This is a genomic window from Aeromonas sp. (genome assembly GCF_050633025.1).
Lineage (GTDB): Bacteria > Pseudomonadota > Gammaproteobacteria > Enterobacterales > Aeromonadaceae > Aeromonas.
Genome location: NZ_JBODRQ010000059.1, coordinates 1 through 20320, shown reverse-complemented (window position 1 = coordinate 20320; position 20320 = coordinate 1). Strand labels below are relative to the sequence as shown.

The window sequence follows — 20320 nt, the reverse complement described above, 5'->3', positions numbered from 1 at the left end:
CGCCACGCTCGTCACAGCTGCCAGCAACCTGAGGAGGATCGAGTCTGATGGAGCTGCGCCTGATTCTCGGCGATCAGCTGAACGCCGCTCACAGCTGGTTTCGCACCCCGGATCCGGCGATCTGCTATCTGTTGGCGGAGCTGCGTCAGGAGACCGACTACTGCCACCACCATCGCCAGAAGGTGCTGGCCTTCTTTGCCGCCATGCGCGCCTTCGCAGCGGCCCTCACCCAAGCGGGCCACCGCGTCTGTTACCTGACCCTTGATGAGAGCGCCCGCTGGCCCGATTTGCCCGGCTTGCTGGAGGCTCAACTCGAAGCACATCAGGCCAGCAGCGTTGCCTGGCAGAGCCCGGACGAGTGGCGCCTCGCAAGCCAGTTGAAAAGCTGGGCGGCGGGCCTGGCCATCCCTGCCACCGAGGTGGAGAACGAGCATTTTCTCACCCCCCGCGATGGCTGGCAGTGCTATCCCCACAGCCGGATGGAGTTCTTCTACCGCGCCTTGCGCAAGCAATACCGGGTGCTGCTCGATGAGCGCGGCCAACCCCTTGGCGGGCGCTGGAATTTTGATGACGAGAACCGCGCCAAGCTGCCGGAGCGTCAGCCGATCCCGGCCCCCCTCACCTTTGCCAACGAGGTGAGCGAGATTGATGCCATGCTGACCCGCCACGGGGTCAGTACCATAGGCGAGGCGGATGCCAGCAAGCTGCCGTGGCCCATCACCCGGCGCCAGAGTCGCGAGCTGCTGGCCCATTTTCTGGCCCACTGCCTGCCCCACTTTGGCCGCTATCAGGATGCCCTGAGCGAGCGGGGCTGGAGCCTGTTTCACAGCCGCCTGTCGTTTTCCCTCAACAGCAAGATGCTTCATCCGCTTGAGGTGATCCGCGCCGCTGAGACCCACTGGCAGGCCAATCAGGCCACCATCACGCTGGCGCAGGTAGAAGGCTTTATCCGCCAGATCCTCGGCTGGCGCGAGTTTGTCCGCGCCCTCTACTGGGAGAAGATGCCCGACTATCAGCAGACCAATTTTCTCGGGGCCAAGCGGCCGCTGCCCGGTTTCTTCTGGAATGGAGAAACAAAGATGGCCTGCGTGCGCCACGCCATCAACCAATCCCTTGAGCACGGTTACGCCCACCATATCCAGCGGCTGATGGTGACCGGCAACTTTGCCCTGCTGGCGGGGATCGCCCCCGATGAGGTTGATCAGTGGTATCTCGGCATCTATGTGGATGCCATCGAGTGGGTGGAGCTGCCCAACACCCGCGGCATGAGCCAGTTTGCCGATGGCGGCCTGATGGGCAGCAAGCCCTACGCCAGCAGCGGCGCCTATCTCGAGCGAATGGGCCACTACTGCAAGGGGTGCCACTATCAGGTCAAAGCCCGCCACGGCGACGGAAGTTGCCCCTTCAACAGCCTCTACTGGCACTTTCTCTGGCGCAATCGGGACAAGCTCGGCAACAACCCTCGCCTCGCCCTCCCCTATGCCAACTGGGATGGCCAAGCCGCAGCGCAGCAGCAGGCCATTCTGGCGACGGCGGAGCAGTACCTGATCCAGCTGGAGCAGTTGTAAGCGGGCCATACCCCCTGACACATGCCCTCTGACAACAGCGCTTTACGCTGGCAATCAGGCTCACCATCGCACCAAACACCAACTTGTGACAGGCAAGCAGACGGAGATCCCAATCCTGCGCAGAGCGGTTGAATATCCTGTGGCGGCTGATTATGGTGGTGGCCACATCAGGAGATCAGTCAAGGAAAGACGATATGGAGATAGTGGTTCTCGGTGGCGGCGTGATTGGGGTAACCAGCGCCTGGTATCTGGCCAAAGCGGGTCACAAGGTGACCCTGCTGGAGCGACAAGATGGCGTCGCCCTTGAAACCAGCCATGCCAACGCCGGGCAGATATCCCCCGGTTATGCGGCCCCCTGGGCAGCCCCCGGCATTCCCCTCAAGGCCGCCAAGTGGATGTTGCAAAAGCATGCCCCCTTCACGGTGCGCCCCACCGCCGACCCCTTCCAGCTGCGTTGGATGCTCAGAATGCTCGCCAACTGCACCCCGACCGCCTATGCCACCAACAAGGGGCGCATGGTGCGTCTGGCCGAATACAGCCGCGACTGCATGAAGGCACTGCGCGACGAGCTGAACATCGATTACGAAGGGCGCCAGCTCGGCACTCTGCAGCTGTTTCGCAGCCAATCCCAGCTCGATGCCAGTCAGCGCGATATCGAGGTGCTGGAGGAGTATGGCGTCCCCTACCAATCCCTCGATGCCAGCGGCTGCGAAGCGGCAGAGCCTGCGCTGGCAAGGGTACGCGGCAAAATCGTCGGCGGCTTGCGTCTGCCTGGCGACGAGACCGGCGACTGCTTCCGCTTCACCAAGGCCCTTGCCCTTGAAGCCGAGAAGCTCGGGGTCAAGTTCGTCTTCAACTGCGACATCGACGAGATTGAGCAAGCCCGCGGCCGCGCCGTGGCGGTGCGGGCGAGCGAGCAGCGCTATCGCGCCGATGCCATCGTCTGTGCGCTCGGCAGCTATGCCACCGGTTTTTTGCGGCCGCTGCTGCGCCCGCTCGGGCTGGAACTGCCGGTCTATCCGGTCAAGGGCTACTCCCTCACCCTGCCGATGATCAACGCCGAGGCCGCGCCGCGCAGTACCGTGCTCGACGAGACCTACAAGGTGGCCATCACCCGTTTTGACGAGCGGATCCGGGTCGGCGGCATGGCAGAGCTGTCGGGCTACAACCTCGCCTTGAATCCGAGACGCCACGACACTCTGGCGATGGTGGTGGGGGATCTCTTCCCCGAGGGGGGCGATATCAGCCAAGCCGAGTTCTGGACCGGTCTGCGCCCCATGACGCCGGATGGCACCCCGCTGGTAGGGCCCAGCCCCATTCCCGGCCTCTGGCTCAATACCGGCCACGGCACCTTGGGCTGGACCATGGCGGCCGGTTCGGGTCAGTTGTTGTGCGATCTTATCAGTGGCAGCGAGCCCGCCATCAGCGATGAGGGGCTCACCCTGGCCCGTTACGGCTAAGCGCATAACAGGTCGGGCTGTTTCACTCGCCAACTACGCCCTCAGACAACAGCAGAGGACGTTCTCAACCGCTTTATTGACAGGCCACCGCCAAAAACGGTGGCCTTTTCGTCTGATGTTGACTTTCTCCCTGCCCGTCTGCCTGAGCGGTGCTCTGGCAGCCGGTTAATGCAGCAAACGGCACAGAATATTGCGCAATTCGACTTGCGCAAGCCGCCACAATCCGTAATGTGGATAGACGCATTTTTCGCAGCGCATATTTTTTAAATGGCCTGTAAACCGCTTGTAAACAGGCATCGCCAGACAAGGGGATACGGGTGTCACCACGAGTTTCTTTAGCAGCAATCCAGGGTAGGACAATATGAAAAAAGTAGGTTTGGTCGGTTGGCGTGGCATGGTGGGATCGGTTCTGATGAGCCGGATGCAGGAAGAGCAGGATTTCACCCATATTCAACCCACATTCTTCACCACCTCCCAGGCCGGTGAGGCCGCTCCCAACTTCGGCGTCGATGCCGGTACTCTGCAGGACGCCTTCGATATCGAGGCGCTGGCCAAGCAGGATATCATCATCACCGCCCAAGGCGGCGACTACACCAAGGATGTCTATCCGCGCCTGAAAGCCGCTGGCTGGCAGGGTTACTGGATTGACGCCGCCTCCTCCCTGCGGATGGAGAAAGACGCCGTCATCATTCTGGATCCGGTCAACGGCGACGTCATCGAGCAGGCCCTGGAGGATGGCATCAAGACCTTCGTTGGCGGCAACTGCACCGTCAGCCTGATGCTGCTGGCCCTCGGCGGCCTGTTCAAGGCCGATCTGGTGGAGTGGGTGAGCGTGGCCACCTATCAGGCCGCCTCCGGTGGCGGTGCCCGCCATATGCGCGAGCTGGTTACCCAGATGGGGATACTGCGTGACGAAGTAGCAGTTGAGCTGGCAGACCCCGCCTCCGCCATTCTCGATATCGAACGCAAGATCACCGAGAAGACCCGCTCCGGCACTCTGCCGGTAGACAACTTCGGCGTACCGCTGGCCGGTGGCCTTATCCCCTGGATTGACACCAAGCTCGACAACGGCCAGAGCCGTGAAGAGTGGAAGGGTCAGGCCGAAACCAACAAGATTTTGGGTATCGAGAACGCCGTCATTCCGGTGGATGGTTTGTGCGTGCGGATCGGCGCCCTGCGCTGCCACAGCCAGGCGTTCACCATCAAGCTGAAAAAGGATGTGCCGCTGGCTGAGATCGAAGCCCTGCTGGCTGCCCACAACGACTGGGTGAAAGTGATCCCCAACGATCGCGACATCACCGCCCGCGAGCTGACCCCGGCTGCCGTCACCGGCACCCTCAGCATCCCGGTCGGTCGTCTGCGCAAACTCAATATGGGCCCGGAGTATCTGGCCGCCTTTACCGTGGGTGACCAGCTGCTGTGGGGCGCCGCCGAGCCGCTGCGCCGCATGCTGCGTATCCTGCTGGCGCGCTAATCCGCTACAGATGCAGAAACAACAAGGGCGGGGAGCCACTCTCCCCGCCCTTTTTCATGGCTTGTCTTTTCCGCCCTTGTTAAATAAATCAGATCAGGCAACAACTATCCTGACACAGGGAACTGGGAAGCGGCTGAAAATAAGTGATGAATGCTCCAAGGAGCGTTGCAAGGTGTTATAGGAACGCACCAATCGCTATTTTTGTGAGCGCCAGCAAAGGCTGACGATATGGTGTTGAGCACAGATTGACTTTTTTATACACAGTGAAAGTGAATATTCCCAAAGGGATCGTGTAATTTGGCCAGATCCTGTCACGGGTGTATCACACTCTACCTCACCGGGCCGGAATGCGTCATGCAGAGTCACAAAGAATTAGCCCCGCTCGGCAGACAGCGGGGCTGGATATTCAGAATGATTTTTTCAAGCTGGCCTTATGCTGCTCCAGCAAGTTTTCGGGGGGCGGTGGCACCTGCAGGTAGAATCCCTGTGTCGTCAACGCCTCCATGACCTTGCCGACCTCTGCCAGTCCCAAGGACTTGCCAGGGGCCAGTTTGGTCATCAATACCAGTTCCGGGCGGCCAAACACCGCCATCAAGGGTTCGGGAACGCGGGAAAAATCCTCCCTTCTCTCTACAAAAAGGTAGGTCTCGGCTTTTTTGCGACTTTTATAGACTGCACACAACATGGAAATTGATATAATCCAACGAGTTTATTTGCCTCTGATGGGGGCAAACTATAACATCAGGAATTGAATAACAATAACGGATTAGCATCTCTGCCTCGGGGAAGATTCATGGTTGAGCGCGATAACGAATTGAAAGGGACTACCTTCACTATTTCTGTGTTGCATATCAGCGATGGCGAGCCAGAGCGAATCCGTCAGTTGTTGGCCGAAAAAGTGGCCCAAGCACCCTACTTTTTTAATTGTGCGCCACTGGTAATCAATGTCTCCCGGCTGGAACAGATCCCCGACTTTGAACAGCTAAAGGAGCTGGTGGAGTCCGAAGAATTTGTGCTGGTCGGCATCACGGGGGCGCGCAGTGAAGAGATGAAGACAGCCGCCAAGGCGGTAGGCCTCGCCGTGATGGCCTCGGGCAAGAGTCGCAAGAGCGAACCCGAGCCAGCCCCAGCGCCAGCCGTTCCTGAGGTGGTTCCCGAGCCCGAACCCGCCCCCTTGATCCCGAGCAAGGTACATGTGGGACCGGTTCGTTCCGGCCAGCAGATTTACGCCGCCGGCACCTCGCTGGTGGTGCTGGGGTCCGTCAGTCCGGGAGCCGAAGTGCTCGCCGACGACAGCATTCATATTTATGGCACCCTGCGTGGCAGAGCCATTGCCGGTGCCAAGGGCAACCCCCAGGCCCGGATCTATTGCCAACAACTGCAGGCCGAACTGCTGTCCATCGCTGGCACCTTCCAGCTGAGCGATGCATTGCCGACAGGCCTGATCCAGCAACCGGTACACGTCCGGCTGGATAATGAACAACTCCGTATAGACCGTATCAAATAGAGTTACAAGGAAGCGAGAATGGCGCGAATTATAGTCGTTACATCGGGTAAAGGTGGCGTTGGCAAGACCACAACCAGCGCGGCTCTGAGTACCGGTTTAGCCCAGCGTGGCCACAAAACCGTGGTCATCGATTTTGACATCGGTCTGCGAAACCTGGACCTCATCATGGGTTGTGAGCGACGCGTGGTGTACGACTTCGTCAACGTCATCAACGGGGAAGCCAACCTCAATCAGGCGCTGATCAAGGACAAGCGTTGCGAGAACCTGTTTATCTTGCCAGCCTCCCAGACCCGGGATAAAGATGCCCTTACCAAAGAGGGTGTCGAGAAGGTGCTGGAGCAACTGGCCGAGATGAAGTTTGACTACATTGTCTGCGACTCGCCAGCGGGAATCGAGGCGGGCGCCCTGATGGCCCTCTATTTTGCTGATGAGGCGATAGTCACCACCAACCCGGAAGTCTCTTCCGTACGTGACTCCGACCGCATCCTCGGCATTCTGGCCTCCAAGTCTCGGCGCGCCGAGCGTGGCGAAGATCCTATCAAGGAGCACCTGCTGCTGACCCGCTACTGCCCGACCCGCGTAAACCGAGGCGACATGCTGAGTGTGCAGGACGTGCAGGAGATCCTGGCCATTCCACTGCTCGGGGTGATCCCGGAGTCACAGGCGGTGCTGCGCGCCTCCAACTCCGGCGAGCCGGTGATTCTGGACAAAGAGTCCGATGCTGGCCAGGCCTATGATGATGCGGTGTCCCGTCTGCTGGGTGATGCCAAGGAATTTCGTTTTCTGGAAGAAGAGAAGAAGGGCTTCTTTAGCCGACTGTTCGGGAGTTAACCATGTCATTATTGGATTATTTTCGTTCCAACAAGAAACAGAACACCGCACAACTGGCCAAAGAGCGGTTGCAGATCATCGTTGCTCACGAGCGTTCGTCCAGAGGGGGGCCGGATTACCTGCCCCAGCTCAAGCAGGATATCCTCGATGTGATCCGCAAATACGTCAACATTGATCCGGAGAAGATAACCGTCCAACTGGATCAGAAGAGTGATGAGCTGTCGGTACTGGAGCTCAACATCACCTTCGCCGATGACAAGAAGGGATGAGCTGACGCCCTATGCGTGATCCCTTCCCCCAATGAAGACCGGATCCTGTTACTGGATCCGGTTTTTTATTGGCACAAAAACAGATCACAGCGGCTCGCCTCATCTCGCCAAGGGGTCTGCCGACCGCTAGAATAGCGCCGCCCCGCAGGCGGTGATCTGCGTCGGCACCTTTTTCTCTTTTCTGGAACAGACCGCTTATGTCTATGAATGACGAAATGCACAGCGTCGAGGAACTGCTCGATACCGCCCTCGAACTCTTTATGGAGCTGGCCTCTGACAACCTGCCGGAGCAGGAGATCGCCCGCTTCAACCAGGAGTTCAACGACCACGGCCTGCTGGCCGAAACCGACCCGGCCGATGACTGGGAAGCGGACGTGGGTTTTGCGGTGAGCGACACCGACTATGCCGAGATCTGGATAGGTCTTGGCAATGAAGAACAAGAGTATGAGCACCTGTTTGCCCGCATGCTGCTCTCCCGCCGTGTTGACGAGAAGTTCTGCCACATCGAATGGCTGCCCCAATAATTCCGGATCCCGATGATCCCAGCCACTATCAGTGGGAGTCTGACCCTGACTCTGTGGCCCCTGAGCGTCCATCTGCATCGCTTGGGCGCCGGGTGTTGAGGTGGGCAGGCAAGATCGCGCTGGCCGGGCTGCTCTGCTCGGTCGGCTCGGTCGCCTTGCTGCGTTTTATCGATCCACCGATGTGGAGCTGGCGTATCGAGCGTGCTCTGTTTCCGCCCGCCAAGATCACCCAGGTGCGCCATGAATGGGTGGATCTGGAGTCCATCTCCAAAGAGCTGCAACTGGCGGTGATCGCCGCCGAGGATCAGCGCTTTGCCGATCACAACGGCTTTGACATGGATGCCATCAACGCCGCGCTCAAACACAACCAGCACAGCGAACGGGTGCGCGGCGCCAGCACCCTCAGCCAGCAGACTGCCAAGAACCTCTTTATGTGGAGTGATCGCAGCTTCCTGCGCAAGGGGCTGGAGGCCTGGTTTACCCTGCTGATGGAGCTGGGCTGGGACAAGGCCCGCATTCTCGAGGTCTATCTCAATATCGTGGAGTTCGGCCCCGGCATCTATGGCGCCGAAGCCGCAGCCCGCACCTACTTTGGCAAACCGGCCAGCCGCTTGACCCGCTACGAGTCATCCCTGCTGGCTGCTGCTCTGCCCAATCCGTGGCGCTATCGGGTCAAGCCCCCGTCACCCTATGTGCAGAAGCGCTCGGTCTGGATCCGCCGCCAAATGGGTCAACTGGGCCAGATCACCCTCAATCGGGTGCATCAGGCCGACTGATCCTCAGGGCTCATCGGATTTCTCCGGTGGGCCCAGATGGCCGCCCACCGTCTCACGATGAAGCGGCAGATAGTGCCACCACCAGGCCTCGCGCCGTCGCTTGATCTGTTGCCGCCGTCCCCGCTGCTTCATCCCCTCACTCCCAGCCAGATGATCCGCGCCTTAACCATACTCCCCCAACGGCAACTTGGACAGGCCAGCCACGCTCGGCGCACTGGTCTGGCCGCCACAGCCAATAATTGTTACAGTAGCGAACCTCGATGTATCTGGAGTGATTTCATGGAACAGCGTACCCCGGATCAGCTGGTCGAATGGGCCTATGATCAGTTTCTTGAGCAGGCCGCCGATATGCTGGCCCCCGAACAAATAGTCGACATCACCCTGGAGTTTGAGCAGCGTGGCGCCGTGGAGGCGACCCTGCCCAATGCCGACTGGTCGACCGAGCTGGGTGAGCCGGTCGATATGGAACGCTGGGTCGAAGTGTGGGTCGGTTTGCTGGATCATCAGGATGAGTTTGAGGTGATCTTCGCCACCTTCCTGCTGCCCCGTCTGCTGACTGAAGATCATGTGCATGTGCGCTGGCATCGCCAGCAGCAGGCATAAAAAAGGCGCCATCGGCGCCTTTCTTGTTTCTGTGCACTCTTATTGCTGTTCTCTGCTAATCCTGCGCCGCGATGGCCTTGGCCAGACAGCGGCGGCACCAGCAAGCGCTGGCCTCCTGCATCGGCAATACCGGCAACTGGCTACACCAGCACTGCGCAATGGTCTGACCGGCGGAGACGGCGCAATAGGCCGGTTCGCCACAACCCGGGCAGCGGTGGGTGCTTTTCGAGCCATCCAGCTCGGCCATCACCGCCAGCTGGGCCTTGCTATCCATCGCCGACCAGTGGCCGATCTCGGTCAGGGTGCGACCGCAGCCAAGGCAGAGGCCATCCTTTGCCTTGCAAAGCCCAATGCAGGGACTCGGCACTTACTCCTGCTCCCCGCTCTGGGCTGCAGCGCCCCCCTCGGTCAGGGTAATGGCGTTATCTTCGATGACAATCTTGCCCTGCTTGTAGAGGCCGCCGATCGCCTTCTTGAAGGTGCCCTTGCTCATGCTGAACAGCTTGTAGATAAGCTCGGGTTCGCTCTTGTCACCCACCGCAAGACTGCCACCCTGCTTTTTCATCCGGCTCAAAATACGCTCACCGGCGTCATCGACCCGCGCCAGACCCGGCTTTTGCAGAGTCAGATCCAGCTTGCCATCTTCGCGCACCTGCTTGACCCAGGCGGTTTGCGGCCGACCGGTCATCACCCGACCAAACACTTCGTTCTTGAACAGCATGCCGGGATACTGGCCGTTGACGATCACCTTGATGCCAAGGGGAGAGTGTTCACCCGGCAGGGCGGTCACTTCGTCGCCGACCTTGAAATTGCTGCCGGCCGGGGTCAGGAAACGCTCGATGCGGCTGGTGCCGACCATGCGCCCTTCGTTATCCAGTTGCAGACGCACCAGATAAACGTGGCCCACCTGCATCGGCTTGTTCTGCTCGCGGCTTGGCACAAACAGATCCTTTTTCATGCCCCAGTCGAGGAAGGCACCGATCTTGTTGGCGTTGACCACCTTCAGTCCGGCAAACTCGTCCACCATGGCGAAGGGCTTGTCGGTGGTGATGACCGGCTCGCAGTCGGCATCCAGATAGAGGAATACCTGTACGCTCTCTCCCTCCTTGATCCCCTCGGGAAGCTGACGCTTGGGCAGCAGCAGCTCGCCGTATTCGTCGGCTGCCAGCCAGGCGCCGCGATCTTCGAGTTCAACGACGGTGAGGGTGTTCATCTTGCCAATCTGTATCATGGTGCTCTCTTTTTTCATTACCCGGACGGGCCGGCTGGATCACGGCCCCTATGGCCGCGCATGTTACCCCAAGAGGGGTGATCCGGCCTAGTCCCCTCGCCTCACTCTGACCGGCCGATGGCGATATAATCGCCATTCAACCGTCCCTTTGCTGCAAATACCCCCACATTTAGGTAGACTTCGCGGCTGTTCAAATCCAGAGGAACTGTCGATGAACCCATCCACTCGTACCCGTCATCTCAATCAATGGATCCAGACCCACAGTCAGCAGGCGATGACTTATCCCGCTCTGCACGGCTTTTTGTGTGCCCGTCTGGTCGGGCCGGATGCCCCTGACTGGCAGGCCCCGCTGGCCGGTCTGTTGCCCCATGACACCGAGCTGGATGAAAAGAGTGGCGAGGCCCTCACCCATCTGATCGCCGAGCTGGAAGCGCAGGCAGATGAAGTCCAGCTGGCCCTGCCGAGCCAATGCCGCCTCCCTACCGACAACCCGGAACAGGTCTTTGAACAGAGCCACCCGCTCGGGCAGTGGTGCTACGGCTTCAGTCAGGGCTTTGCCACCTGGCCCAAGCCAAAGGATTTGAACGACCCGACTACCCAGTACCGTTTCAGCCTGGCCGCCGAGCTGAGCTTGTTTCGCGACAACCAGATGGCGCAGATGCTCTATAGCGCCGCCGCCAGCGAGCTCCCCTTTGTCGAGTTTTGCAAACGCCAGCGCCAGAACATGAAGACCGCCCTCAACCAGCTGCTCCAGCTCGATCAGTATCAGGCCGCGCCGAGCGCCGATGTAGCCCTCGACAGCGAGCAGGCCCAGCAGTGGCAACGCTGGTTCGAGCTGGCGGATGACTGCCGGGATCATCAGGCCCGCCTCGGCTGGTTCGAGAAGATCATCGCCGACGCCAACCCGCTGTTTGATGCCAGCGTCTGGCAGCAGCTGGGCGGCCATGGCTGGAGTGCGCCGGAAGTGCGCCCCTTGCTGGCGGCCCGTGCCGGTCGTACCGACTGCCTGCTACGCCTTGGCAAGCTGGACGAGGCCAGGGAGGAGTATCTGGCACTGCTGGCCATCTGCATCCCCGACGAGCTGGGTTGCCGCTACAACCTCTCCTCCCTCTACGCCCTGCAGGGCGACTGGCAGGCGCTGGCCGAGCTGCTGGTGCGTTTCGACGAGGCCTCCAGCTGGTTGCTCTACAACCGCGCCCTGATGACCTTTGCCTGCGAAGGGGCGGATGCCGCCAGACCCCATCTGCTGGCCGCCATCAATGCCAACCCGCACGTTCCGGCCTGTCTGCTCGGTCAGCGCAAGCTGCCAAAGCAGGAGCCGATGAGCTGGCAGGCGGGCAGCCGCGATGAGGCTGCCCTCTACACCATGCACACCCGCGAGGCCTGGCTCAAGCAGAGCGCCCTGCTTTGGCTGCGCAAGGGCTGACCACTTCCGGATTAAAATCCCGGCGAACTGGCCCGGTTTTTGTCTGATGGCGTGCGTCACCGCACATTTCATCGCAACCGGGTCAGACAAACTCGCTTGAGTTTCGTATCATCAATGTCAAAGTATCAAAAGAAACTGCATCTGATGCAGCCGTCACAGCAGGGTGTAATATGTCAAAAATCATAGCGTTACTCGCTCACTACCCGCCCTATCAGTTGGTACATGCCGCCGAAATGCTACGGGATACCTTCGAGCAGTTTTACGAACAGCGTTACCAGCTGACCGTCCCCCAGTGGCGTCTGATGATGGTGCTCGGCCCCAACTACCCCATCAGCCAGAAAGAGCTGGTCGAAGCGAGCGGCATGGACAAGGTGCGCATCTCCCGCGAGATCCGCCGTCTGGCCGAAAAAGGCATCATCTTCACCGAAAACAGCGAGCAGGATAAGCGAATCAGCCTGGTCTCCCTGACCGATAGCGGCCTCGCCCTGTTCCAGCAGCTCAAGAGCGAAGCGGGCAGCTGGCAGCATACCCTGACCGACTACCTGCCCAGTGAATCCCGCGAGGCGATCCGCCAGCATCTGCACAGCGTCAGCGCGGCCATCGAACAGCTGCACTCCCTCGACAAGGAGAAATAGGATGGATCTGAAGAAATTTGCCACCATGGACGTCAACATGCTGCTGAGCCTGATCAATATGCAGCTGCGTGATCGTTACGATGATCTGGAAGACCTCTGCAAGGCGCAGGAGATCGATCAGGTAGCACTGGAAGCGCGGCTCGCCAGCGGCGATTTTCACTACCAGCCAGCGCAGAAACAGTTCAGATAAAGAGAGCTAGCGGGATCGGGATCACAGCGCCAGTGATGGCGCTGGCTCTGCGGTAAAAACCTGATATGGTCTGAAGAGCCCCAACAGGGTGATGTACGGATACATCAGCCTGTGACAAGAGGGCATTAAAATCGTTTCAGGTGAGCAAACCAAGGATGACCCCATGATATTGATGACCCGACAGCGCCTGTTGATCACGCTCTGTACCCTGTTGATGATCAGCCTCTTCACGCCCCACTTGCCGCAAAGTACCGAACAGTGGCTGACGACCCTGCTGCTTGGTCTGCTAGTCGCAGTGGCGCTGTTACTCTTGAGCGGTTGTCGCCGCTTTATGTTGGAGTAACGACTCCGCCAAAGATTTTAGATGGCTCGCTTCTAACGAGATCACCGAACCAAAAGCAAACGCAGCCTGATGGCTGCGTTGTTTTGTTTGGCGGGGCCACCCTTGAGGAGAAAGTCTATGGCGGGATAGAAAGCCCTTAGATAGCCAGAGCCTCAAGCTGCGCTTTGGCCGCTTCCATCCCCTTGCTCTGGGCATCCTGTCCCATCCCCATCCCTTCGGCGTAAATGAAATCCACCTCCTTGATACCGATGAAACCGAGCACGGTACGCATGTAGGGGGTCACCAGATCGGTGGCGCTGCCAACGTGCATGCCGCCGCGGGGGCTGATCACCAGCGCACGGGTATTTTCAACCATACCGACCGGACCGGTCTCGGTATAGCGGAAGGTGACGCCAGCGCGAGCCACCAGATCGATCCAGTTCTTCAGCTGGGTCGGGATGTTGAAGTTGTACATGGGGGCCGCAATCACCACCAAGTCGCTCGCTTTGAGCTCGGCGATCAGCTCGTCAGACTGGGCGATCACCGCCAGTTGACGTTCATTGAGGTTGTCACCACCGCGCAGGCCGGAGGCCAGCTCGCCATCCAGCACCGGCAGGTTGAGGGCCGCCAGATCACGCACGGTGACGGCATCATCCTGATGGTCAGCCAGGAAGCCGTCGATCAGGGCGTTGGATTGGGAATATTGACCCAGGATGCTGGATTTGAGTACGAGGATATTGGCCATGGTGAAACTCCACTTGGTTGTCGGTTGAACAGCGTTGCTGTCGATGGAGGTCACTCTAAACATTGTGCTTATTTGCTGATAGCGAAAATAGATGCTCAACTTATTCAAAATTTTTGATGAAAGGCCACCTCCTCGCCAGCCAGCCTCGCGGCCGCGCTTCAACCCTTGGCAGAACAAACGATTGCCGTTATGATCCGCCGCACTTTTTTCCAGCGACCCGGATCCCATGATACCCTCGCGCAAGCACTCTCCTCTGGCCGGTGCAATCTGGATGATGGTGGCAGGACTCTGCTTCGCCGCCGTCAACAGCCTGAGCCAGTATGTCAGCTTCAAGCTTGGCCTCCCATCGACCCAAGTCGCTTTCCATCAATACCTGATCGCCCTGATCTGCCTGCTGCCCTGGCTGGTTCGTCACGGCCTGCGCCAATCCCTGATGACCAATCAGTTCCGGCTGCACCTGTTGCGGGTATTGCTGGCGGTAGTCGGCATCCAGCTCTGGCTCTGGGCGCTGGCGTACCCCGTCCCCATCTGGCAGGGGATCGCCCTGCTGATGACCTCACCGCTGTTTGCGACTCTGGGATCAGCTCTCTTTCTCAAAGAGCAGGTGAGCCGTGCTCGCATCGTGGCCACTCTCTCCGGCTTTGTCGGCGCCATGGTGATCCTCGCCCCCTGGACTGATGATTTCAGCTGGGCCTCCCTGCTGCCGGTAGCGGCAGCGCTGTTCTGGGCTGGCTACTCCCTGCTGGTGCGCTATCAGGCAGCGAGCGAATCGTCCCACACCATCGTCGTCTACCTGCTTATTTTCAGCACCCCGTTCAACGCCATGCTGGCACTGCCACAGTGGCAATGGCCGAGCGAGAGCCAATGGCTGCTGGTGGTCGCCTCCGGTGTGCTGACGGCGCTGGCCCAGATGTCCATCGCCCGCGCCTACAGCGTGGCAGAGGCCTCCTTCATCCAGCCCTTTGATTTTGCCAAGCTGCCGATGAACGTACTGGCAGGCTGGCTGGTGTTTGGCTGGGCGCCCCCCGGCCGACTGTGGCTTGGCGCCGCCATCATCATTGGCGCCATCACGTTGCTGACCCATCTGGAGCAACGCGCCCGACCATCCGTTTCCTGAGGTACGCCATGCGTGCCTCTTTTTTTGCCCGCTATTCGTGCGATAGCGATCATCAACCATGACCAACGACATCAGGAGAGATCGTATGTTTGGAACCGCAACCCGCCCCGGCGCCACCCGCGCCCTGCTTCTGGGCTCCGGCGAACTCGGCAAGGAAGTGGCCATCGAGTTGCAGCGCTTCGGCATCGAAGTGATCGCCGCCGACCGCTATGCCAATGCCCCCGCCATGCAGGTGGCCCATGCCGCCCGGGTGCTGGATATGCTCGATGGTACCGCCCTGCGCGAGCTGGTCGCCGAGATCAAACCCGACCTCATCATCCCCGAGATCGAGGCCATCGCCACCGATACACTGGCCGCTCTCGAGCAAGAAGGGGTCAAGGTAGTGCCCAACGCCCGTGCTACCCAGCTCACCATGAACCGGGAGGGGATCCGCCGCCTCGCCGCCGAGACCCTGGGCCTGCCTACCTCCCCCTACCGCTTTGCCCAGAGCAAGGAGGAGTTTGTCGCCGCGGTCGAGGCCATCGGTCTGCCCTGCGTGGTGAAACCGGTAATGAGCTCGTCCGGCAAGGGACAGAGCGTACTGCGCGATCTCGCCAAGCTTGATGAGAGCTGGACCTACGCCCAGGAAGGCGGCCGCGCCGGTCGTGGCAAGGTGATCGTCGAGGGCTTCGTTCCCTTCGAGTACGAGATCACCCTGCTCACGGTACGCGCCGTCGATGGCATTCACTTCTGCGAGCCGATCGGCCACCGTCAGGAAGATGGCGACTACCGCGAATCCTGGCAGCCACAGGTGATGAGCGAACTGGCGCTGGCCCGCTCCAAAGAGGTAGCGGCCAAGGTGATTGAGGCCCTCGGTGGTTACGGCCTGTTCGGGGTCGAGCTCTTTATCAGGGGCGACGAGGTGTGGTTCAGCGAAGTCTCGCCGCGACCCCACGATACCGGCATGGTGACCCTGATCTCGCAAGATCTCTCCGAGTTCGCCCTGCATGTGCGCGCCATTCTGGGGCTGCCGGTCGGCACCATCACCCAGTACGGGCCGAGCGCCTCTGCCGTGGTGCTGCGCGAAGGGCACAGCCAGGACATCCGCTATCAGGGGATTGGCGAGGCGCTTGCCAAGGCACCAGGAGCCCAATTGAGACTGTTTAGCAAGCCGGAGATCGCCGGTCGCCGCCGTCTCGGCCTGGCGCTGGCACGCGCAGAGGATTGTCAGGATGCGGTGGAAAAAGCCAAAGCCGTGGCCGCCAGGGTTGAGGTGCTGTTCTAAGTTTTTTTGCCACAGCAAAACAAACGTTTGCCGATGTGATCGGGCGCAAGGGGCATGGCAATGCCCCTTTTGCATTTCCCTGTCAGGCTTATAATCCCCTCTTCAAATTTGTCAGGAGTACAAGATGTTAGCTGCCGTGATCTTCGATATGGATGGTGTTCTGATCGACTCGGAACCTTTTTGGCAACGGGCCCAGATCGCCGTTTTCTCCGAACTGGGTCACCCCCACACGGTAGAGGATTGTGAATCGACCATCGGCGTGCGCATCGATCAACTGGTCGCCCACTGGTATCGCCTGCGCCCGTGGAGCGGCCCGAGCCAGGACGAGGTGGTACAGCGCATTCTGGATCAGGTCAACGCCCTGATCCTCTCCGAAGGTCAGGCCAAGGCTGGCGTGCTGGAGGCGCTCGACCTTATGGAAGCCCGCGGGCTGAAAGTGGGTCTGGCCACCTCCTCCCCCTTTGCCATGGTAGAAGCGGTGCTCGGCAAACTCGGCATTCGCGATCGCTTTATGGCGGTGCACTCCGCAGAAGTGGAACGTTTCGGCAAACCGCACCCGGATGTCTATATCCACGCCGCCGAGAAACTGGGGGTAGAGCCAGTTCATTGTCTGGCCATCGAAGACAGCTTTACCGGCCTGCTGGCGGCCAAGGCGGCCTCCATGACTGCGCTGATCGTGCCAGATCCCGCTTTAGTGGGTGACCCACGCTTGGCCATCGCCAACTACCAGCTCGGCTCGCTGGCCGAACTCAATAGCGAAATGTTGGCCAGCTGGGTCAAGTAGCGCCTATCGGCGCCTTGCTGCGCTCGCGTTCTCATACCCGCAGGGGGTTCCAGCCCCCTGTGATTGCCTGACAACCGTTGGCAATCTCTCTCTTTTTCACTCGTCATTCGCAGCCAGATTGCCCTTCTCGCACACGACCAGTCCAACCGATTGCACCTTGCCATCCCTCAGGCTTGATCTCTGTCATAAACGTGCGTTTGCTCGCGGTTAACCCCCTGCAGCCCGACTAGAATCAGGGTAGACAGGCAGCCTCAGGGCCCGAGGAGGTTATCATGATCGAGTACACCAGCAAACGCATCGTCTGCCCCCACTGCGGTCACCATACCCGGGTCGAGCTGGATGCCAGCCAGGGTGATCAGGAGTTTTACGAAGATTGCATGGCCTGTTGCAATCCGATCCACCTGCGGCTCCACCGCGACGAAGCCCGCGACTGCCTGCAACTCTTTGTAGATGCGGATGACGAGCAACTGTTTTGATTGCGAGTCGCAAAGGGCCGAGCAGATATTTTGACTGCGAGTCATAGAAAGTTGAGTGGATATTTTCACCATGTAAATAGCAAGGGCCTGCACACTGCAGGCCCTTGCTTATGAGGCAATTGAAGCCGTACCGTTTTCCTTTCAGTGACCCCCGCGTGCCGCCAGCACCCGCTCCACCGTATCGACGATGGCCTGGGTCTGGGGATCGATCTCGATATTGGTCTGCCAGCCCGCCTTTACCCAACCCAGATTGGTGCGGGCCAGGGTCTCGGGGATCAGGTGGACGCAGAACTCCCGCTCGCGCACCTCACCTATGGTCAGACTGATGCCGTCGATGCCGATGTAACCCTTGGTCAGCACATATTTCATCAACTCGGGGGCGAGGCGATACCACACCTGACGGTTGTTGGGGGTGTCGATCACCGAGGTGACCTCTGCCATACCGATGATATGGCCAGACATGGCATGACCGCCGATCTCGTCACCAAAACGGGCAGCCCGCTCCACATTGACCTTGTCCCCGACCTGCAACAGGCCGAGGTTGGTGAGGCGCAGGGTCTCCTGCATCAGATCAAAGGTGACCAGCTCCCCCTCGACCCGGGTGACGGTCAAACAGCAGCCGTTGTGAGCCACCGAGGCACCGAGGGCCAGCCCTTCCCCCCACGCCGGGCTTGGCATGCGGATCACGTGGGTACGGAAGTTGGGTTGCTCCTCGATGGCCACCAGTTCGGCGGTCCCCTGCACTATGCCAGTGAACATCTCTCGTCTCCTGCTACGGCAAAAAGGGCAGGTTAACCTCGGGCAGAGGGTGAGACAAGGGTACAGGCTGACAAGCTTGCGCCCGATCGCTATAGTGACGCCGTTCACATCCGGGTAAACAAGGAAAAAGAAATGCAGGTATATCAATGTTGTGAAGCGATCCGCATCGCCTATAACCAGATTGGCTCCGGCGAGCAGGGCTATGTGCCAAACGCCATCGCCGCCACCATCCGCGCCCTCAACGCGGTCGCCGCCGATGAGCGGGTACCCGCCGAGCTACGCGAGCAAGCTGCCTATGCCGCTGCCAACCTGCTGATCAGCGATCACGAAGACGCTTGATCCTGTCCCCTGGGTGGCAACTATTTCGTCCTGTCTGAATTTCAGGCTAGAATGCCTCCCCCACCCTTTGCACTTTCGTCCGAAAGTGCAAAGGCTCTTCCCGATTTCCGCTCTTTTTACTCTTATCTGATCCACTCGGAGGTGTCAGTGCAACGTTATTGGTCCGAGGCAAAGCAGCTCGTCCGTCTAGCCAGCCCCATTCTGGTCGCCCAGGTGGCCCAGGTCGCCATGAACTTCGTCGATACCGTGATGGCGGGACAGGTGAGTGCGGTCGATCTGGCCGCCGTATCGGTGGCGTCCAGCTTCTGGCTACCGGTGATCCTGCTGGTGCAGGGGATCATCATGGCGCTCACCCCCATCGTCTCCCAGCTCAATGGCGCCCGTAAACGCGAAGCCATTCGCCCGGCCGTTCATCAGGGCTTCTGGCTGGCACTGATCGTCACCCCGCTGGCGATGATCGCCCTCTATTACAGCCCGCTGGCGTTGCAGTTCATGGATGTGGAGCCGGTGATGGCCGCCAAGACCACTGGCTATCTGCATGCCATCCTGTGGGGTCTGCCCGCTTTCGTGCTGTTCCAGGTGCTGCGCAACTTCAGCGAGGGACTCTCCCACACCATGCCCACCATGGTGATCGGCTTTGTCGGACTCGCGGTCAACATCCCCGCCAACTACATCTTCATCCACGGTCACTTCGGCATGCCCAAACTCGGCGGGGTCGGCTGTGGCGTGGCCACCGCCATCGTGCTGTGGGCCATGCTGTTGGCAATGATCCTCTACGTGAAGCTCTCCCGCCACTTCACCGAGATCCGGCTTTTCTCCCAGCTGGCTCGCCCCAACGGTAGCAGGATCTGGCGCTTGTTCCGCTTAGGGTTCCCCATCGCCATGGCGATCTTCTGCGAGGTGACCCTGTTTACCGTGGTGGCCCTGATGCTGGCTCCTTTCGGTGCCGAGACGGTGGCGAGCCACCAGATTGCGCTGAACTTCTCCAGCCTGGTCTTTATGTTGCCCCTCTCCATAGGGGTGGGCGTGACCATCCGGGTCGGCCACAGCATCGGCGAGGGTCAGCCTCATCACGCCCGGGTCGCAGCCCGCACCGGCCTGCTGCTGGGAATGGGCATTGCCGCCCTCACCGCAGCCCTGACGGTGCTGCTGCGCGAGCAGATCGCCTCCATCTATACCGATGATCAGCAGGTGATCGTCCTGGCGGCCATTTTGCTGTTCTTCGCCGCCATCTATCAAATCTCCGACTCGGTGCAGGTGGTCGCGGCCGCCGCGCTGCGCGGTTACAAAGATACCCAGGCGATCTTCTACGTCACCATCGTCGCCTACTGGGGACTGGGGCTGCCCACCGGCATGATCCTGGGTCTGACCGACTGGCTGGTGCCGCGGATGGGGCCGCAAGGCTTCTGGATCGGCTTTATCGTCGGCCTCACCAGTGCGGCCCTGATGCTGGGGGCGAGATTGCGCTACATCTATGGCCGTTTTGCCACTCCGGAAGCCTGCACTACCCTGTCGCGAGCCCAGTAACAGGGCTTGACAAGCGACAACTCGCCTGCAAAATCAACAGGCTGCGCAAGAACTGGGCAAACAGTCTCCTTTGTGCATATGGCCTGTTGACAGCCTTGGGGGGCATGGGTAGTATGCCGACCACGTCAGCAGCGCTGGCGTAGTGAAGTAAGAGAAAGTGGGTTTATAGCTCAGTTGGTTAGAGCACTACCTTGACATGGTAGGGGTCGTTGGTTCGAATCCAATTAAACCCACCACTTTTTCTGTGATGCGTCCTTAGCTCAGCTGGTTAGAGCACCACCTTGACATGGTGGGGGTCGGTGGTTCGAATCCACTAGGACGCACCATCACAGAACACTGATTATGCGTCCTTAGCTCAGCTGGTTAGAGCATCACCTTGACATGGTGGGGGTCGGTGGTTCGAATCCACTAGGACGCACCATCACAGAACACTGATTATGCGTCCTTAGCTCAGCTGGTTAGAGCATCACCTTGACATGGTGGGGGTCGGTGG

The 20320-nt window shown here is 59.8% G+C and carries 25 protein-coding genes and 3 tRNA genes; 22 read left to right on the top strand and 6 right to left on the bottom strand.

The window, feature by feature from the left end; all coding sequences use genetic code 11:
- Positions 1–47 precede the first annotated feature (47 nt).
- The 3 genes from ACRAUW_RS09950 (at position 48) to asd (ending at position 4502) form a co-directional block, all read left to right on the top strand.
- Entirely contained in the window at positions 48–1568 is a 1521-nt protein-coding gene (locus ACRAUW_RS09950) for a cryptochrome/photolyase family protein (RefSeq protein ID WP_431362148.1), read from the top strand.
- Positions 1569–1720: 152 nt separating this feature from the next.
- Positions 1721–3028 carry a D-amino acid dehydrogenase gene (locus tag ACRAUW_RS09945; RefSeq protein ID WP_431362149.1) on the top strand — a complete coding sequence of 436 codons (1308 nt, stop codon included), beginning with the start codon at positions 1721–1723 and terminating at the stop codon, positions 3026–3028.
- A gap of 361 nt (positions 3029–3389) precedes the next feature.
- A complete protein-coding gene (asd, locus tag ACRAUW_RS09940; RefSeq protein ID WP_431362147.1) occupies positions 3390–4502 on the top strand; it encodes an aspartate-semialdehyde dehydrogenase in 1113 nt (370 codons plus the stop codon).
- Between the two features lie 406 nt (positions 4503–4908).
- On the opposite strand, the gene ACRAUW_RS09935 is transcribed toward asd, so the two are convergent.
- Positions 4909–5187, bottom strand: coding sequence for a YcgL domain-containing protein (locus ACRAUW_RS09935; protein ID WP_431362146.1), 279 nt, complete (start codon positions 5185–5187; stop codon positions 4909–4911).
- Between the two features lie 108 nt (positions 5188–5295).
- On the opposite strand from ACRAUW_RS09935, the gene minC reads away from it, so the two are divergent.
- From minC to mtgA, 5 genes are all read left to right on the top strand, one after another.
- The gene (minC, locus tag ACRAUW_RS09930; protein WP_431362145.1) at positions 5296–6009 is read left to right on the top strand and encodes a septum site-determining protein MinC; all 714 of its coding nucleotides are present in this window, start codon (positions 5296–5298) and stop codon (positions 6007–6009) included.
- Positions 6010–6027: 18 nt separating this feature from the next.
- Positions 6028–6840: a septum site-determining protein MinD gene (gene minD / locus ACRAUW_RS09925; protein ID WP_431362144.1), complete on the top strand. Its 813-nt coding sequence runs from the start codon at positions 6028–6030 to the stop codon at positions 6838–6840.
- A 2-nt stretch (positions 6841–6842) separates the two neighbouring features.
- A complete protein-coding gene (gene minE / locus ACRAUW_RS09920; RefSeq protein WP_005336848.1) occupies positions 6843–7109 on the top strand; it encodes a cell division topological specificity factor MinE in 267 nt (88 codons plus the stop codon).
- Between the two features lie 197 nt (positions 7110–7306).
- Positions 7307–7633, top strand: a complete 327-nt coding sequence (locus tag ACRAUW_RS09915; RefSeq protein ID WP_431362143.1) for an HI1450 family dsDNA-mimic protein — start codon at positions 7307–7309, stop codon at positions 7631–7633.
- Positions 7618–8409 carry a monofunctional biosynthetic peptidoglycan transglycosylase gene (gene mtgA, locus ACRAUW_RS09910; RefSeq protein ID WP_179903825.1) on the top strand — a complete coding sequence of 264 codons (792 nt, stop codon included), beginning with the start codon at positions 7618–7620 and terminating at the stop codon, positions 8407–8409. Before ACRAUW_RS09915 ends, mtgA begins: the two co-directional genes overlap by 16 nt.
- 3 nt (positions 8410–8412) lie before the next feature.
- Here the strand turns inward: mtgA and ACRAUW_RS09905 are convergent, their stop codons facing one another.
- Positions 8413–8541 (bottom strand): hypothetical protein, encoded by a 129-nt coding sequence (locus ACRAUW_RS09905; protein ID WP_267511908.1) that lies wholly within the window; start codon positions 8539–8541, stop codon positions 8413–8415.
- Between the two features lie 147 nt (positions 8542–8688).
- On the opposite strand from ACRAUW_RS09905, the gene ACRAUW_RS09900 reads away from it, so the two are divergent.
- Positions 8689–9012 (top strand): HI1450 family dsDNA-mimic protein, encoded by a 324-nt coding sequence (locus tag ACRAUW_RS09900; RefSeq protein WP_245096831.1) that lies wholly within the window; start codon positions 8689–8691, stop codon positions 9010–9012.
- Positions 9013–9067: 55 nt separating this feature from the next.
- On the opposite strand, the gene ACRAUW_RS09895 is transcribed toward ACRAUW_RS09900, so the two are convergent.
- Positions 9068–9379, bottom strand: a complete 312-nt coding sequence (locus ACRAUW_RS09895; RefSeq protein WP_431362142.1) for a DUF1289 domain-containing protein — start codon at positions 9377–9379, stop codon at positions 9068–9070.
- Positions 9380–10243, bottom strand: coding sequence for a CvfB family protein (locus ACRAUW_RS09890; protein ID WP_431362141.1), 864 nt, complete (start codon positions 10241–10243; stop codon positions 9380–9382).
- A 211-nt stretch (positions 10244–10454) separates the two neighbouring features.
- On the opposite strand from ACRAUW_RS09890, the gene ACRAUW_RS09885 reads away from it, so the two are divergent.
- From ACRAUW_RS09885 to ACRAUW_RS09870, 4 genes are all read left to right on the top strand, one after another.
- On the top strand, positions 10455–11669 hold the full coding sequence (locus tag ACRAUW_RS09885) for a UPF0149 family protein (protein WP_431362140.1): 1215 nt from the start codon (positions 10455–10457) through the stop codon (positions 11667–11669).
- 170 nt (positions 11670–11839) lie between these two features.
- On the top strand, positions 11840–12304 hold the full coding sequence (locus tag ACRAUW_RS09880; RefSeq protein ID WP_033112507.1) for a MarR family winged helix-turn-helix transcriptional regulator: 465 nt from the start codon (positions 11840–11842) through the stop codon (positions 12302–12304).
- A gap of 1 nt (position 12305) precedes the next feature.
- The gene (locus tag ACRAUW_RS09875) at positions 12306–12494 is read left to right on the top strand and encodes a DUF4250 domain-containing protein (protein ID WP_431362139.1); all 189 of its coding nucleotides are present in this window, start codon (positions 12306–12308) and stop codon (positions 12492–12494) included.
- Positions 12495–12657: 163 nt separating this feature from the next.
- Positions 12658–12837 carry a hypothetical protein gene (locus tag ACRAUW_RS09870; protein WP_431362138.1) on the top strand — a complete coding sequence of 60 codons (180 nt, stop codon included), beginning with the start codon at positions 12658–12660 and terminating at the stop codon, positions 12835–12837.
- A 136-nt stretch (positions 12838–12973) separates the two neighbouring features.
- On the opposite strand, the gene ACRAUW_RS09865 is transcribed toward ACRAUW_RS09870, so the two are convergent.
- On the bottom strand, positions 12974–13561 hold the full coding sequence (locus tag ACRAUW_RS09865) for an FMN-dependent NADH-azoreductase (RefSeq protein WP_431362137.1): 588 nt from the start codon (positions 13559–13561) through the stop codon (positions 12974–12976).
- Positions 13562–13832: 271 nt separating this feature from the next.
- Here ACRAUW_RS09865 and ACRAUW_RS09860 point away from each other — a divergent pair, with 271 nt between their 5' ends.
- From ACRAUW_RS09860 to ACRAUW_RS09845, 4 genes are all read left to right on the top strand, one after another.
- A complete protein-coding gene (locus ACRAUW_RS09860; RefSeq protein WP_431362136.1) occupies positions 13833–14678 on the top strand; it encodes a DMT family transporter in 846 nt (281 codons plus the stop codon).
- A gap of 85 nt (positions 14679–14763) precedes the next feature.
- Positions 14764–15942: a formate-dependent phosphoribosylglycinamide formyltransferase gene (gene purT, locus ACRAUW_RS09855; RefSeq protein WP_431362135.1), complete on the top strand. Its 1179-nt coding sequence runs from the start codon at positions 14764–14766 to the stop codon at positions 15940–15942.
- A 124-nt stretch (positions 15943–16066) separates the two neighbouring features.
- On the top strand, positions 16067–16726 hold the full coding sequence (hxpB, locus tag ACRAUW_RS09850) for a hexitol phosphatase HxpB (RefSeq protein ID WP_431362134.1): 660 nt from the start codon (positions 16067–16069) through the stop codon (positions 16724–16726).
- 272 nt (positions 16727–16998) lie between these two features.
- A complete protein-coding gene (locus tag ACRAUW_RS09845; RefSeq protein WP_005336871.1) occupies positions 16999–17202 on the top strand; it encodes a CPXCG motif-containing cysteine-rich protein in 204 nt (67 codons plus the stop codon).
- A gap of 141 nt (positions 17203–17343) precedes the next feature.
- Here ACRAUW_RS09845 and ACRAUW_RS09840 read toward each other — a convergent pair whose 3' ends face one another.
- The gene (locus ACRAUW_RS09840; protein ID WP_431362133.1) at positions 17344–17961 is read right to left on the bottom strand and encodes a riboflavin synthase subunit alpha; all 618 of its coding nucleotides are present in this window, start codon (positions 17959–17961) and stop codon (positions 17344–17346) included.
- Between the two features lie 132 nt (positions 17962–18093).
- Between ACRAUW_RS09840 and ACRAUW_RS09835 the strand changes: the two genes are divergently transcribed.
- The 5 genes from ACRAUW_RS09835 to ACRAUW_RS09815 all read left to right on the top strand — a co-directional run bounded on the left by ACRAUW_RS09835 (position 18094) and on the right by ACRAUW_RS09815 (position 20248).
- On the top strand, positions 18094–18300 hold the full coding sequence (locus tag ACRAUW_RS09835; RefSeq protein ID WP_005345813.1) for a YaeP family protein: 207 nt from the start codon (positions 18094–18096) through the stop codon (positions 18298–18300).
- 147 nt (positions 18301–18447) lie between these two features.
- Entirely contained in the window at positions 18448–19827 is a 1380-nt protein-coding gene (locus ACRAUW_RS09830) for an MATE family efflux transporter (RefSeq protein ID WP_431362132.1), read from the top strand.
- A 159-nt stretch (positions 19828–19986) separates the two neighbouring features.
- A tRNA-Val gene (locus ACRAUW_RS09825) sits at positions 19987–20063 on the top strand.
- 13 nt (positions 20064–20076) lie between these two features.
- A tRNA-Val gene (locus ACRAUW_RS09820) sits at positions 20077–20153 on the top strand.
- Between the two features lie 18 nt (positions 20154–20171).
- Positions 20172–20248: transfer RNA gene (locus ACRAUW_RS09815), tRNA-Val, on the top strand.
- Positions 20249–20320: the final 72 nt, after the last annotated feature.